Raw genomic sequence first — 13,664 nt, forward strand, 5'->3', positions numbered from 1 at the left:
TACTCTCAATCAAGCACGGCAGAAATTCAAACGATTTTATTATTACACAAAAGCATAATTTATCTGACACAGTACTAGACCGATGGTCATTTTGAAGTAATAGAATTTAGAACTTACGCAGTTGAATACTCAGATACCTGTAGTTCGGCGATTTATCGCCACAAGCACCCGATGAAGTCAATCCCATCAGAATTTAAAGATTCAAATGGGACCGATAAGCGTGGTTGAACACAGATTGCTATCCTTTTTTCTCTTTTTATCTGCGACAATCAGCGAAATCTGCGTTCCTATCTGCTCTTAGAACTGAAGTGTGTATGTCCTAAGAATTTTCAAATGATAAAAAAAATAATTTTATAATGAGGAGATGATGAAACGTAAATTACTCTTTTGTTTAATCTGTGTAGTCATTGTTTTTAGTTTTGCTGCTTTTGGCGACTCTGGGGATGCAGACACCCCTCACGGTTTAGAAGGCTGGCTCGAATCCAAGCTTGGAAATCTACATACAATTTGGCTTTTTGTCATCATTGCGATCACTCTTTATCTGCTTGGAAAAGGAGCGGATATACTGGTCGATGAAGCGGTTACTCTTTCAACGAGGTGGGGCATTCCACAGACGCTTATCGGAGCGACAATTGTGAGCCTTGGGACAACGACACCCGAAGCCGCTGTTTCCGTTCTCGCTGCCGTCCAAGGGGATCCGGATATCGCCCTTGGGAATGCGGTAGGGTCGATTATTTGTGACACTGGGCTTATTCTCGGTACTGCTGCGCTTATCGCTCCTCTACCACTCAATCGGAAAATTGTCAATCGCCAAGGCTGGTTGCAACTGGGAGCGGGATTTCTGTTAGTGATTGCCTGCCTGCCCTTCGGTTCGTTGGGAGCAACCTTTGCAGAGGGCGGTCGTCTCCCGCAGGTGATGGGCTTTGTTTTTCTCATTTTACTTGCCGCTTATATGTGGCAGTCGATTCGTTGGTCGCGCGATGCCGACAGCGACAGCACGATGGAAATGGATCAGAGCCACGAAGATTCCGCTAATACGGTGCTGGTCGTCGCCAAGTTGGTTCTTGGCATCATATTGGTGGTTGCCTCCTCAGTGGTATTGATTCCGGCGGTTAAAATTGTCGCCGAAAGAGTGAGAGTTCCCGAAAGCATCATTGCCGCTACATTGGTGGCATTCGGAACCTCTCTGCCAGAGTTTGTAACCGCGGTGACTGCTGCAAGGAGGGGACATGGCGCACTTGCGGTAGGAAACGTTATCGGTGCCGATATTCTCAACGTGCTTTTTGTCGCTGGTGCGTCTGCTGCCGTAACGGGTGCTGGCTTAGAAGCACCAACACACTTTTTCCGTCTGCTTTTCCCACTGATGCTATTTATCTTGGTTGTTTTTCGCGTTGGCATATTTGTTTCGGGCGACAGCTTGAAACGTCCTTTTGGTGTTATACTTATCGCTGCATACCTGTTTGTGACAATTCTGAGTTACAAAATTACGGGAGGCTAAAACTATTTAAGGTTTCAGAAATAGCCTAACAAGGGGGCAAAAATGAAGACATACCGTGTCAATATTTTAGGATGTCGAGGACGTGGAACAGCGGCAGCCAGAGCGTATCATGCACATCCACGGACAGAAATTGTCGCGCTTTGTGACCTTGTCGAAGAGAGATTGAACACGCTCGGAGACGAGGTTGATGTGTCTGCGCGTTTCACCGATCTGGACGAGATGATTCGTCAAACGGAGCCGGACATTGTGGCTATCCCGACAGGAACGGAATTTCATTATGACCTGTGTATGCGCGTTCTAGAACACGGCGTCAACATTGAGGTCGAAAAGCCGATGTGCGTCGATCTAATCCAAGCCGATGCTGTCATTGCGCGAGCACAGGAGAAAGGTGTGCGCACCGCTGTGCATCATCAAGGACGGGTTGGTGCATCAATGCAAGCGATTGGGCGTGCGTACAAAGAGGGAAAAATCGGCGAGCTGCGATACATCTATGGCAGCGGCAAAGGATACTACGGCGGCTATGGCTTGATGAACATCGGTACGCACATGATTAACAATATGCTTAGGTTCGGTGGTCGTCCCCGTAGTGTGGTCACTCAAGCGACGACAGACGGGCATCCGATCACCCCGGACGATATTGTGCCATCACCGAGCGGGATGGGGACCATTGCCTGTGAGCATATAACAGCATCGCTACAATTTGATAACAACGTGACCGGGACACTTCTTCAGCATCGCTTTGATAAGATGGATTCTTCCGCTTATGCGATGGAGTTGTACGGCAGTGAAGGACGCTTGATGTGGAGAGGGGACCAAGCATGGTGGCTGCCCCAGCCCCATTTTATCCCTGATGGAGAGCATGACCAATGGGAAGCTCTTGAGTCAATCTATCCTGAAAGCTATCAGCCGGACAGCAGCGCAGCAGAGGCAGACTACTGGTTTGTCGAGGAGTATGTCCGCGCCTTGGACGAAGGGCGGGAGCATGAATGCAGCGGATTAGAAGGGCGGTGTGTGTTGGAGGTCTTGATGGGCGTATTTGAATCTGCCGCTTACGGTACGCGCGTAGATCTCCCGCAAGAGAACCGCGAGCATCCATTACACCATTGGCGCAGAGAAGCAGCGTTAAATCCACCCTCTGAGATGCCCCGTCCCTATTGGGATTGGCTCTCAACGGAGTTTGAACGTTTGGGCAGGTAATTTACCGCTGCCCCACCAATTCTTGATTGTGTGTTGGGAGGTTTCAAATCGGTTGCAGCCATCCCTCTGGCACCTGAAGCCCAAAACCGGGTCCCGATGGCAGACCGAGCTTGCCATCAACCGGCATCAGGGTTCCCGGCGGGGTACGATAACAGTGCCGTCCTGACTCCGAGGGTGCCCCTAGGTAACATTCCTCCAATGGAATACCCGGTGCCGAAGCCTGAAAAAGTTCAATCAACGGTGTGTTAGGCATGGCGGCGGTCCAGTGCTGTCCATAAGGGTTGTTGGCACCGGTGTGCAGACACATTGGAATGCCGGCTGCATCTGCAAAATGAGCCAGTTTCATCGCTTCCGTAAAACCACCGATCCAGTGGAGGTCTGCCTGCACGAGGTCTATTAGGCTTTCCTCCACTGCTTTCATACCGGGCCAACGCGTTGTCCAATGCTCTCCGGTGGCGAGGGTCTGCCATGGAACGCGCTGACGTACGGCTTTTAACCCTTTCCAATCGTGTGGAACTAACATCTCCTCCATCCACCGCATCCGGTAGGGACGCAATGCTTCACACATCTGCACGGCGTAATCGGCGTCATAAGCCATCCAGCAGTCGAGCATCAGATCCGCTTCAGGACCAATCTGTTCACGGGTCTTTGCGATTAGCTCCACTGTGCCATCAATCCCTGCTTGACCGTCGTAGACTCCATAGGGTCGCGCCAGCTTAAACTTTTTGAACCCAAGTTCTATACTCCAATCCACATCGTTACCGGTCACATACACATCCATAGAACGGCGCGCGGGACCTCCAGCGAGTCGATAGACTGGTTGATCCAAGATTTTGCCCCACAAATCCCAGAGCGCGAGATCCACGCCAGCCACGGCGTGTGCTGTCAAGCCTTCATTGCCGAAGGCGAGTGTTCCGCGCCACATCAAATCGTTGCAAAGATCAATCGCACCCACTTCTTGCCCGATAACTAGCGGCGCAAGACACTCCTTGATAAGTATCGTCGCGACGTGACCCGTGTCAGCAAGCCCCAAGCCCCAAGTTCCATCATCAGCGATGGCCTTAACCCATACCAAGCCACCCGGACTTCGTCGATGAACCGGTTGATCAAATCTGTCTAGAGGGGTCGCCTGCACAAATGTATGCCCCCAAGACGGGCGACGGGCTGGCGTTCCTTCTTCGCTCGGCGGTGGCGGTTGCAATTCGCACACCTGTATATCAACTATCTTATTCGCAGCCATTCAAATAGTCCTCGCGTAAGCATTAGAAACCGAGTTTTTGTCAAAAACTCGGTTTCTTTTAGTACGAGCTCCTCTAATTATTGTGTTGTTTCCCCGTCGTCTTGTGCGCGGTCCAGCCAACCCTCCAGTTTAATCTTACTCGACAATTCCCAAGCTGTCAGATAGAGCGCAGCTGTAAAACGTGTGGCTTCACGCGCGCGCTCAGTCGCAAAGTCAATGACTGCCGGGACACGCTCCCAATCTTTGTCTCGGAAAGAGGGTAGGCTATCTCCTAGCTCATACACCGGTTTGAGCAGAGCAAATCCCGCATGGAACTCCTCCACAATACCAGCCATCAGGTCATCGAGCGGTTGAATTTCCTGATCTTTTGCCAGGGTCGACGGATCAAGCTCTAGATACTCGATAAGCGCGTCCGTTTTCTCATGAATTCCTTTATGTAGGACAGAACCATCTGGCTGTTTCCAGCCATTGAAATGAATTGTCAGATGCAAGGGTTGACACATATCTTGTGCATAGTGAGCAACAAATCCGGCATAGACTAGGCACTTGCTCTGAATAAAGGAATTGTTGGGCCATTTTCGGTGTTCAGCAAATGCCACGGCAAGACGCTCTGTCCATTCAGCGAGAGCGTAAGGCACGAATCCCACCTTGTCGGGCTTAATTCCCAATTCGGTGCACAACTGGGTAAACTCATACCGGCTTTTCGGGAGAGGTTTGCCCTGCAAAAGTTCTAGATCGAGATAGTGTTCTGGATGTTCTGCACTATTAACGTGGGGTGCCCCACGGTTCTTTGAGATATCCGGATCATAGGAACAGTGAGCAATCATTCCTTCCCCAGCGCGAAAAAAATCCGGCACGCTATCGGGCAACGCTTGAACTGCTGCTCTCGTCAGGATGCCATGTCCTCCTGACCACCAGCCCCATGCTGTGCCTCCGACAGCGAATGAAATCATACATATAACAAGCAATAGACGTCTCATTTTTGCACTTGACTCCTTATTGGATATGGAATATGCTACATAAAATCCGACCTTAAAGATGTTAAAAACCTCCGCAAGGTTTAATCGGCATTATAGCACTGATTGGGAATTTGGACAACAACAATTCTATTGAAAATGGACTCTGAACGGGGGAATTATGATGGGTGAAGCGAAACAAAATGTGCGTTGGGGGATTTTGAGCACAGCTAGGATCGCAACGAAGGTTGCACGCGCTATCAACTTGGCAGATGGTGCCGAGTTGACCACGATCGCGAGTCGAACGGAAGAACGTGCCAAAAGCTGGGCGTCTGAGCATGGTGTTGAAATAGCCTACGGAAACTATGAGGTACTCCTCGCAGATCCAAAAATTGATGCCATCTACAACCCGCTACCGCCTTCAATGCACGCCGAATGGACTATCAAAGCGGCGGAACAGGGCAAGCATGTGCTGTGCGAAAAACCGTTGGAAGCAAACATGGAGAAAACAATAGAAATGGCAGATGCCTGTCAGCAGCACAATGTGCAACTGATGGATGGCGTCATGTGGGTGCATCACGTGCGCACCCCTGTAATGAAGCGGGTCATTGATGATGGGAATTTAGGACAGCTGCGCCGGGTGACGGCAGCATTTACCACCGGTTGGGACACAATTCCAGAAGACAACATCCGCGTCAAAAAAGAACTTGCTGGCGGTTGCCTCGGCGATCTCGGTTACTATTGCGTTCGCTGCATTCTCTGGGCATTCGACGATTTACCGACGCAGGTCTTTGCTACTGCACGCTATTATCGTGATGTAGAACTCAACCTGTCGGGCACACTCTGGTTTGAAGACGAGCGGGTAGCCTCATTCGATTGTGGTTATGATACGGCGAGCCGCAGGTGGTTTGAGGTTGCTGGCACCCAAGCCTCTATTGTATGCGACGATTTCGTAATACCCCGGGCAGAGGATTCGACCCGTTTCTGGGTGCACGGTGCACAGGAACGGAACGAGGAACATAAGGGTGGAGGCTGTATCCAAGAGGTGCGTATGATCGAACGGTTTTCAAACATTGTTCGGACTGGGCAGCTTGAGCCGCGCTGGCCAACTGAAGCAATCAATACAATGCGTGTCTGCGACGCATTAAATGAATCTGCGCGACGCGCACAGGTTGTCCAAATTGGGTAGAGAGTGAGATTCTCTATCCCATGGCCACGCCGCCATCGACATGGATGGTTTGTCCGGTGATGTTTCGAGCCTCCTCCGACGACAGGAAGACGACTAGGTTGCCGATATCCTCCGGTGTCTGCTCCCGTTGGAGTGGTGTGTTCTGTTTGACCCACTGCTCGAACAGGGCACGCGGTTCAAGATCTGCGTAAGTCGGGTCGTTCTCGGCGATTAACGGCGCGAGCCTGTGCCAGAACCCGGTCCAGAGCATCCCCGGACAGATCGCATTAACGTTGATGTTATGGGGTCCAAAGTCTTTAGCCACCAACCGTGTCAGGTTCAACAGAGCATTCTTCGCGGCGGCGTAAGCCGGTGCAATCTGCGGATCTCGCTTTGCTGCAATTGACGAAATATTAATAATCTTCCCAAATTTCCGCTCGATCATGTGCGAAGCAACGGCTTTACAGAGGAAGAAGGGACCCTTGACGTGGACGGCTAAGTTATCATCCCAATCTGCCTCCGTTTGGTTGGTGAACGGCAGCCCAAGATTCTCACCAAAATGTCCTGCGTTGTTGACAAGGATATCCACCTGTCCGAACGTTTTGAGGGTTTCCTCCACTAGGGCAGTGCAATCTGTTTCCTTGGTCACATCTGATTGGACTGCCAATCCGCGTTGACCTGTCTCTTCGATCTTTTCCACACATCCCTGTGCAGCCTCAAGATTTACGTCCGACACGACGATGTTCGCACCTTCCCTAGCGAGACATAGGCTGATACCGGTCCCCATCCCGCCACCGCCGCCGGTGACAATAGCAACTCGATCTTTCAAACGCATAGAAATCTCCTTTGACTCATGTTAAGAAATCGTGCAGCAGAAACCGTAGGGAACAACAATCCTTGTTCCTTACTACCAAAAACTCGGTTTCTTTTAGCGTTTTGCACTTTTTTATGGGCCCCATAGGTTGGGCTTTCTAGCCCGACTGGACCAATGAACAGATTATTTTTACGTTTCACGCATCACGTTTCACGTTCCTCACTCATCTTTCACCCGCTGCCATTTCAACACCTTTTGTGCGTGGGGAGGTAGGCTTTCCCAGAGATCTCTTGGAAAATGCTTTTCGGTGTACTCATGCAGCCATTGGCTGAACAGCCACGGGACGCTGAATGCCATACACAGTTCATCACGCGGGTGGTCTGATCTATTCGGTGTACCGCGATGGAAATTGCGTGGGTCTTGCACCCAGAGAGACCCTTTCTTCAGATTGAGGCGGATTGGGTGGTAGTTGCCGCGGCGATTGAGTCCCTCGCCAAAAACGTCGTTCAGGTTAGTGGGTAAGCCCTCCTCACCCACATACTGCGTTCCCGGAATTACTTCAAAGCTCCCATTCTCCTCGTTTGTGTCAACAAGTGGAAACTTGACGCCCACAGAGAATGCTGGCGTCTTAATTCCCGGAAACAGGGAGGCTTTGCCGTCCCGGTGCCACCGCTGATAATCTGTTCCCGGCAGCGGTATATTTGAGTCGAAGTGCGTCCAGACATAATCGGGACCCAGCACACGCTCCAAAAACGCAACGAGGGCAGGATGCTCAAAGATCTCCGGGGCTACAAAAGGTCGCTCGAAAGGTACGCGCACGTTATAGCGATGATAGCCGCGGGGCGGATACTTCCCCTGCCGCTCGATGTCGCGGTCTCGAATTGGTATCCACGCCTCAAGGATACGATCTATTGTTTCTGTCGGTATCAGATCCTCGAAAACGATGAAGCCATTAATCCGCCACTCCTCCATCATCTGATCGATGTCATATTTCGTATCCAAGCCCATGATGTTTCTCCCTCCTTGTTGGTTGGACTGAAAGTTGCCTAGTCGGTAGATTCTGTTTCACATACTTCAAAGATTTAGGTTTATTTAGCCGGCTTCCCCTTCTTCCAACCCCAACTCAAACGCCTGTTTGAGCACGGAATAAGGCTGTGCACCGACAACCATATATTTTCCAATGATGAATGTTGGGACACCGGTGATACCATATCCTCTTGCTTCCTGTATCTGTAAATCGACACAGGCTTTCATCGTGCGCTCGGAGAGACATTCAGCTGCTGCCTCTCTCGCAAGTCCAACTTCTTCAACAATGTCTAAAAGCACCGATTCATCTCCCATATCCTGTATCTGCTCGAAGTATGAGTCAAATAGTGCTGCTCGGAACGGTTCACCTTTCCCGGATTGCTCGGCAAATTCACCCAACTCTAGTGCAAGTCGGGAATTAGAATAAATGACGTGATCGGGGAGTTGCAGATTGGCAGCCGCCGCCAACTGCTGTGCGTTTTCAGAAATCCGTTTGAGATTCGGATTGTTCTGATAAAACATTGATGATGGGATGCCGCCCGCCGGTGCTTCCGGGTGAAGCTCAAAACTCTTCCAAACAATCGGCGGATCGTACTCCTGTTGCAGTTGGTGTACTCGCGCTGCACCGATGTAGCAGTATGGACAAACATAGTCAGAGTAAACTGTTACGTTGATTGTTTTCATGGAAGGTATTATATCACCAACCACAAAAAATTTCGATGAATATATAGCGACTAGAAGATTGAAAGCCATCCAAACGCTTCGCAAATTTCTGTCATTGACGTGGTTGTTTGAGAAGAATATAATAAACCGCAAGCCAAATTTTCCCGTTGATTCAGAGGTTATATGTGATAACGCTATGTGGTCCCTATCACTCAGTGAATCCAATAATTCTTTATCGGATAGTTTCACGCCACATTACGCGAGTCTGTCTATGAAAACTAGCCATAAAATCCTTTTTCAAGATGCGAGAAATTTGAAGGAAATCCCTTCAGAGAGCGTTGATCTGGTAGTTACCTCTCCGCCGTATCCTATGATCGACATGTGGGATGATATGTTTAGCACCCAGAACCCAGAAATTCGGAAGGCATTAGCAAATGGCGATGGTAGACAGGCTTATGAGTTGATACACAAGATTCTCGATTCTGTATGGGATGAACTGTTCAGAGTTCTAAGGGAGGGGCGATTTGCGTGTATCAATATCGGCGATGCGACGCGAAAAATAAAAGACGATTTCTGTTTGTATCCAAATCATGCACGAATCCTGAATTACCTCTTAGATATCGGGTTTTCGGCACTTCCTGATATCCTCTGGCGAAAACAGACCAACGCTCCCAATAAATTTATGGGTTCAGGTATGCTGCCCGCCGGTGCTTATGTGACTCTGGAGCACGAGTACATTTTGATAGTGAGGAAAGGTTCCAAAAGAGAATTTAAGACAGAGGACGAAAAAAAGAACAGACGCGAAAGTGCGCTATTTTGGGAAGAGAGAAATATCTGGTATTCGGATATTTGGACAGATATTAAGGGAACAGAGCAGAAACTTTCTAATACGACCGCCCGATCGAGAAGTGCTGCATTTCCGTTTGATTTAGCGTATCGACTGATCAATATGTACTCTGTGAAAGGCGATGTGATACTCGACCCGTTTTTAGGCACAGGAACCACGATTGCAGCTGCGCTGACATCGGGACGCAATAGTATCGGTGTTGAAATCGACAAAAGTTTTCAGCAGGCAATTTGCCCTATTGTATGCGATATTGTCAATTTTTCAAACGACTATTTGCACGACAGATTGATAACACATTTTGAGTTTGTCAAAAGCCGGATCGAAAATTCGGGACCTTTGAAATATACAAACAAACATTATGACTGTCCGGTGGTGACGAGCCAAGAACAGCATATTCTGTTGAATGACTTAAAAGAGATCCAAGCATGCGGCGATAATATTTTTGAAGTCATGTATTCAGCAAAATCTCAAGGTACACGTCCAAAAGTCGTCGGACAATTGCCCCAAAAGAAAATTTCGTAAATATTTCGTAACCTTTTTCTGAGAAATTGGGACTTATCATCAGAAGGCCTTCTAAAAATCTTGATTTGGAATCCATTATGGAAGTGTTGGCATCATTAGTAAGACAAGCGCAAGCTGGAAATCTGGACGCATACGGGGCGGTTGTCCATCGTTTTCAAGACATGGCAGTGGGTTACGCTTATTCGATACTTGGTGATTTTCATCTGGCTGAAGACGCTTCACAAGAGGCATTTATCGAAGCCTATCGAACCTTGGCTCAACTCCGTGACCCCGCTGCTTTCCCGGGCTGGTTTCGCCTGATTGTCAGAAAGCACTGTAATCGACTCACACGTGGAGCGCGGCTTGAAATCATACCGCTGGAAACGGCCGTTGAGATGCCTTCCGCCGAGAAAAGTCCGGTTGAAATCGCTTTGGAACGGGAGCTGCAAGCGGACGTGTTAGCTGCAATAAAGGCGCTTCCAGAAAACCAGCGCTCAGTGACGACACTCTTCTATATGAATAACTATTCACAGAAAGAAATTTCCGAGTTTTTGGAGGTGCCTGTGACAACAGTTAAGAAGCGACTCCATGACGCTCGGAAGCGGTTAAAGGAAGGATTGATTGATATGATGCGAGATGATCTGAGAGAGAGAGGTAAAGTCCGAGATCTCTATGACCTCGGCGAGCAATTATTAATTATCTCAACGGACCGAATTTCGGCGTTTGATGTTGTGCTGCCAAATGGGATTCCGTACAAAGGACAAATCCTGACCGGACTCTCTGAGTTCTGGTTTGACTACACAAAATCAATCGTCGATAATCACATTATCACTACTGATGTTTCACAGTATCCTGACGTGCTGCAGACTGATGCGGAAGTGCTCAAAGGGCGATCCATGCTTGTGCGGAAGGCGAATCGAATTGATATCGAGTGCGTCGTGCGGGGATACATCGCGGGATCTGCGTGGTCGGAGTATAAACAGGACGGAACGGTATGTGGGGAAAAGCTGCCGGCAGGGCTAACCGAATCAGAGCGGTTGCCGGAGCCCATCTTTACGCCTGCCACGAAAGCGAAACAGGGGGAACATGATGAGAACATCTCAATCGCAGAGATGGAGGAGGCGATTGGAAAGGCTTTGTCGGATAAAATTATCCAGACTAGTTTTGCGCTGTTTGAAGCCGCGAGCGAGCATGCCGAAAAGGCCGGAATCATCCTCTGCGACACCAAGTTTGAATTTGGGCAAATTGATGGTCAACTGATTCTCATCGATGAGGTCTTCACCCCCGATTCATCTCGCTTTTGGCTCAAGGATGCGTATCAGCCCGGCAGTTCCCCACCCAGTTTTGACAAACAGTATGTTCGTGACTATCTGAGTGATATTGGCTGGGATAAAGAGCCCCCGGCACCGGAACTGCCAGCGGAGGTCATCCGTCAAACCAGCGAAAAATATCTGGAGGCGTATCGCCTGATTGTTGGGCGGGAGTTGTTGTAAAGAACAACGCGAGCGACTATTCTTGGTGAATCAAGGCAACGAATGCCGAAGTAAGAAGATAGCACAGAGTCCCGATAAATCGGGACTACTGGTCAGTCTATCATAAGAATCCCAAGCATTTATGCTTGGGAGCAGTCAAAGAATAAATCCTTCCGAAGGTTATGAACTTTCAAAAGGTTTGTTTTACGGGCGATAGCAGCCAAGATTGGGTGTTATCGCCCTTTTTGTTTGCGGTTAGACATCATTCAGACATTTTTTGACGTACTCTAAAAGCTGAAGCGTTTAGATTCTTAGCGATTGTTAGGGCAAGCCCATTCAACTGTTTAGAATCCGCTTTCTAATTGTGCTCTCAATAGTGAAGCCGGGCTCTTACCTCCGGTCTTAATTCACCTCTTACAAGGGGCAACGCCCTACCCCTATACCGGCGTCTGTATCCTGCTTCCCGGTGCCGGTAACTTTGACGTACTCCCACACCGCCGATAGATCAGGACAAACCGAATCGGAACCTAAAGGCTTAGGCTTTACCCCTAAAGGAAATTTTCGGTAAATTTCTGCTGTTGACAATGGCTGCCTAAGAAATATATAATAATCTAAGTTGCTAGTACTCTGTCAGATAAGCTTTGCAATTATTATATATGTTATCGTTTGCTTTCAATCAATATACACAAGCATAATTTGCATGACAGTGTACTAGTTAATACGACTTAAAAGCGGTTCAGGCATGCGGAGATAGTATTTTTGAAGTTATGTATTCAACGAAGCCTCAATATCTATAGGACTTTTACGTTTCACATTTTACTCCTTTGTTTATTGATCGCGGCGCCTCAAATGGGGGAGGCCCAATCAAAGTCAGAGCGGCAAGCAGATGTATCAATTTCCCGACGGAACGCCATCGTCAATGCCGTTGAGTATGCGAGTCCTGCCGTCGTTAATATCAGCACAACGCGGACGACAACGGTAAATGTCTCTCCATTTTTTGATGACTTCTGGGCTCCGTTTTTCGATTTCCCCTTCCAAGTCCCACAACGGCGCACCCTACACGGACTTGGATCTGGAGTAATTTTTGACCAAAAAGGCTATGTAATCACCAATCAGCACGTTATTGAAAGGGCCGATTCGATAACGGTACTCCTTTCAGATGGACGGGAAGCGAGCGCCGAAGTTGCCGGGGAGGACTTCCTCACAGACCTTGCTGTCTTAAAAATTGATATGCCCGAACTAAAAGCCATTGAATTAGGCAATGCTGAGGATCTGCTGATCGGAGAATGGGCAATTGCGATTGGACATCCCTTTGCGACCATGGTTGAGGATGCAAGCCCTACTGTTACCGTCGGTGTTGTGAGCGCAACGGGGCGTTCCCTGAAGACCGAGGATCGGCTATACCGTAACCTCATCCAAACGGATGCGTCCATTAATCCGGGTAATAGCGGTGGAGGACTCGTCAACCTATACGGGCAGTTGATTGGTATCAACACGGCGATCTATTCCACAAGCGGTGGCTCACAAGGTGTCGGTTTTGCCATTCCGGTTAATGTCGTCCAAAAAGTCGTCGATCAATTGGTCACCTATGGGGCGGTCATACCACCGGAAATTGGTATTGAACCCCAAGATTTAACGCAGAGGTTGGTGGAAGCACTCGATTTGGAAGAGGGCATCGGCGTGTTGGTTGCGGGGGTAAAGAGGGGAAGCCCGGCGGAGGCAGCGGGGTTTCGCCGTCGCGATGTCATTGAAGCGATAGATCAAAAACCGATCTCCAATTCAGAGACATTCTGGGCAATCACCCGTCTTCTGCGTGAAGATCAGGTAAAAACTTTCCGCGTGCTCCGCGATGGGAAGCGCAAAGATCTACGCCTAAGAATTCGAGAACTTCAATGGAGTTACGCTGTACCCGGCTGGGGTATCACAATTGAACAATTGAATCAACAACAGACAGAAAAATACACGCAGCGTGGCGTCCTCGTTACAAAGATTCAGCCAAGAGGCACGTTGGCGGAGCGTGGATTGAAACGAGGCGATCTCATTTACCGTATTAACAGTCTCAAGGTTAATTCGCTCGAAGATTTCAAACGTATCATAAACCAGTTACAGCGCCCTCAACAGATTAGTCTTTATTTTCAGCGAGACAGCAAGCGGTGGGAGCTGTCCGACTTAATCATTCGCTGAACGTAGACGAATCGCAACTTCAGCCGTTGCACGGTGTTTATAATTACAATGCTGGCAATTCTCATGAACAGTATAACTGATTGGGATGTATCGTTGCT

11 protein-coding genes are annotated in these 13,664 nt (G+C 48.9%); 6 read left to right on the plus strand and 5 right to left on the minus strand.

The features are described 5' to 3' along the window. Positions 1-505 precede the first annotated feature (505 nt). Positions 506-1,498: a calcium/sodium antiporter gene (locus tag J4G02_04675; protein MCE2393881.1), complete on the plus strand. Its 993-nt coding sequence runs from the start codon at positions 506-508 to the stop codon at positions 1,496-1,498. Positions 1,499-1,540: 42 nt separating this feature from the next. Beyond that, entirely contained in the window at positions 1,541-2,695 is a 1,155-nt protein-coding gene (locus J4G02_04680; protein ID MCE2393882.1) for a Gfo/Idh/MocA family oxidoreductase, read from the plus strand. Between the two features lie 43 nt (positions 2,696-2,738). On the opposite strand, the gene J4G02_04685 is transcribed toward J4G02_04680, so the two are convergent. Together J4G02_04685 and J4G02_04690 are read right to left on the minus strand one after the other, a co-directional pair. Further along, positions 2,739-3,935 carry a hypothetical protein gene (locus tag J4G02_04685; GenBank protein ID MCE2393883.1) on the minus strand — a complete coding sequence of 399 codons (1,197 nt, stop codon included), beginning with the start codon at positions 3,933-3,935 and terminating at the stop codon, positions 2,739-2,741. A 77-nt stretch (positions 3,936-4,012) separates the two neighbouring features. Further along, positions 4,013-4,915 (minus strand): hypothetical protein, encoded by a 903-nt coding sequence (locus tag J4G02_04690; protein ID MCE2393884.1) that lies wholly within the window; start codon positions 4,913-4,915, stop codon positions 4,013-4,015. A gap of 157 nt (positions 4,916-5,072) precedes the next feature. Between J4G02_04690 and J4G02_04695 the strand changes: the two genes are divergently transcribed. Next, positions 5,073-6,080 carry a Gfo/Idh/MocA family oxidoreductase gene (locus tag J4G02_04695; GenBank protein ID MCE2393885.1) on the plus strand — a complete coding sequence of 336 codons (1,008 nt, stop codon included), beginning with the start codon at positions 5,073-5,075 and terminating at the stop codon, positions 6,078-6,080. Between the two features lie 13 nt (positions 6,081-6,093). Here J4G02_04695 and J4G02_04700 read toward each other — a convergent pair whose 3' ends face one another. From J4G02_04700 to J4G02_04710, 3 genes are all read right to left on the minus strand, one after another. Then, positions 6,094-6,894, minus strand: a complete 801-nt coding sequence (locus tag J4G02_04700; protein MCE2393886.1) for an SDR family oxidoreductase — start codon at positions 6,892-6,894, stop codon at positions 6,094-6,096. Positions 6,895-7,092: 198 nt separating this feature from the next. After that, positions 7,093-7,881, minus strand: a complete 789-nt coding sequence (locus J4G02_04705) for a phytanoyl-CoA dioxygenase family protein (GenBank protein ID MCE2393887.1) — start codon at positions 7,879-7,881, stop codon at positions 7,093-7,095. Between the two features lie 84 nt (positions 7,882-7,965). Further along, complete coding sequence (locus tag J4G02_04710) at positions 7,966-8,583, minus strand: DsbA family oxidoreductase (protein ID MCE2393888.1); 618 nt, start codon at positions 8,581-8,583, stop codon at positions 7,966-7,968. Between the two features lie 250 nt (positions 8,584-8,833). Between J4G02_04710 and J4G02_04715 the strand changes: the two genes are divergently transcribed. The 3 genes from J4G02_04715 to J4G02_04725 all read left to right on the plus strand — a co-directional run bounded on the left by J4G02_04715 (position 8,834) and on the right by J4G02_04725 (position 13,566). Further along, entirely contained in the window at positions 8,834-9,931 is a 1,098-nt protein-coding gene (locus tag J4G02_04715) for a site-specific DNA-methyltransferase (protein MCE2393889.1), read from the plus strand. Between the two features lie 77 nt (positions 9,932-10,008). Further along, on the plus strand, positions 10,009-11,403 hold the full coding sequence (locus J4G02_04720) for a phosphoribosylaminoimidazolesuccinocarboxamide synthase (GenBank protein MCE2393890.1): 1,395 nt from the start codon (positions 10,009-10,011) through the stop codon (positions 11,401-11,403). 828 nt (positions 11,404-12,231) lie between these two features. Next, complete coding sequence (locus J4G02_04725; GenBank protein ID MCE2393891.1) at positions 12,232-13,566, plus strand: trypsin-like peptidase domain-containing protein; 1,335 nt, start codon at positions 12,232-12,234, stop codon at positions 13,564-13,566. The last annotated feature ends 98 nt before the right edge of the window (positions 13,567-13,664 follow it).

This window comes from Candidatus Poribacteria bacterium (assembly GCA_021295755.1).
Taxonomy (GTDB): domain Bacteria; phylum Poribacteria; class WGA-4E; order WGA-4E; family PCPOR2b; genus PCPOR2b.

Coding starts and splice junctions, on each gene's coding strand:
- J4G02_04720 (MCE2393890.1), top strand. CDS start 10,009: ATGGAAGTGTTGGCATCATTAGTAAGACAAGCGCAAGCTGGAAATCTG.
- J4G02_04725 (MCE2393891.1), top strand. CDS start 12,232: ATGGGGGAGGCCCAATCAAAGTCAGAGCGGCAAGCAGATGTATCAATT.
- J4G02_04710 (MCE2393888.1), bottom strand. CDS start 8,583: ATGAAAACAATCAACGTAACAGTTTACTCTGACTATGTTTGTCCATAC.
- J4G02_04705 (MCE2393887.1), bottom strand. CDS start 7,881: ATGGGCTTGGATACGAAATATGACATCGATCAGATGATGGAGGAGTGG.
- J4G02_04685 (MCE2393883.1), bottom strand. CDS start 3,935: ATGGCTGCGAATAAGATAGTTGATATACAGGTGTGCGAATTGCAACCG.
- J4G02_04690 (MCE2393884.1), bottom strand. CDS start 4,915: ATGAGACGTCTATTGCTTGTTATATGTATGATTTCATTCGCTGTCGGA.
- J4G02_04700 (MCE2393886.1), bottom strand. CDS start 6,894: ATGCGTTTGAAAGATCGAGTTGCTATTGTCACCGGCGGCGGTGGCGGG.
- J4G02_04680 (MCE2393882.1), top strand. CDS start 1,541: ATGAAGACATACCGTGTCAATATTTTAGGATGTCGAGGACGTGGAACA.
- J4G02_04715 (MCE2393889.1), top strand. CDS start 8,834: ATGAAAACTAGCCATAAAATCCTTTTTCAAGATGCGAGAAATTTGAAG.
- J4G02_04695 (MCE2393885.1), top strand. CDS start 5,073: ATGATGGGTGAAGCGAAACAAAATGTGCGTTGGGGGATTTTGAGCACA.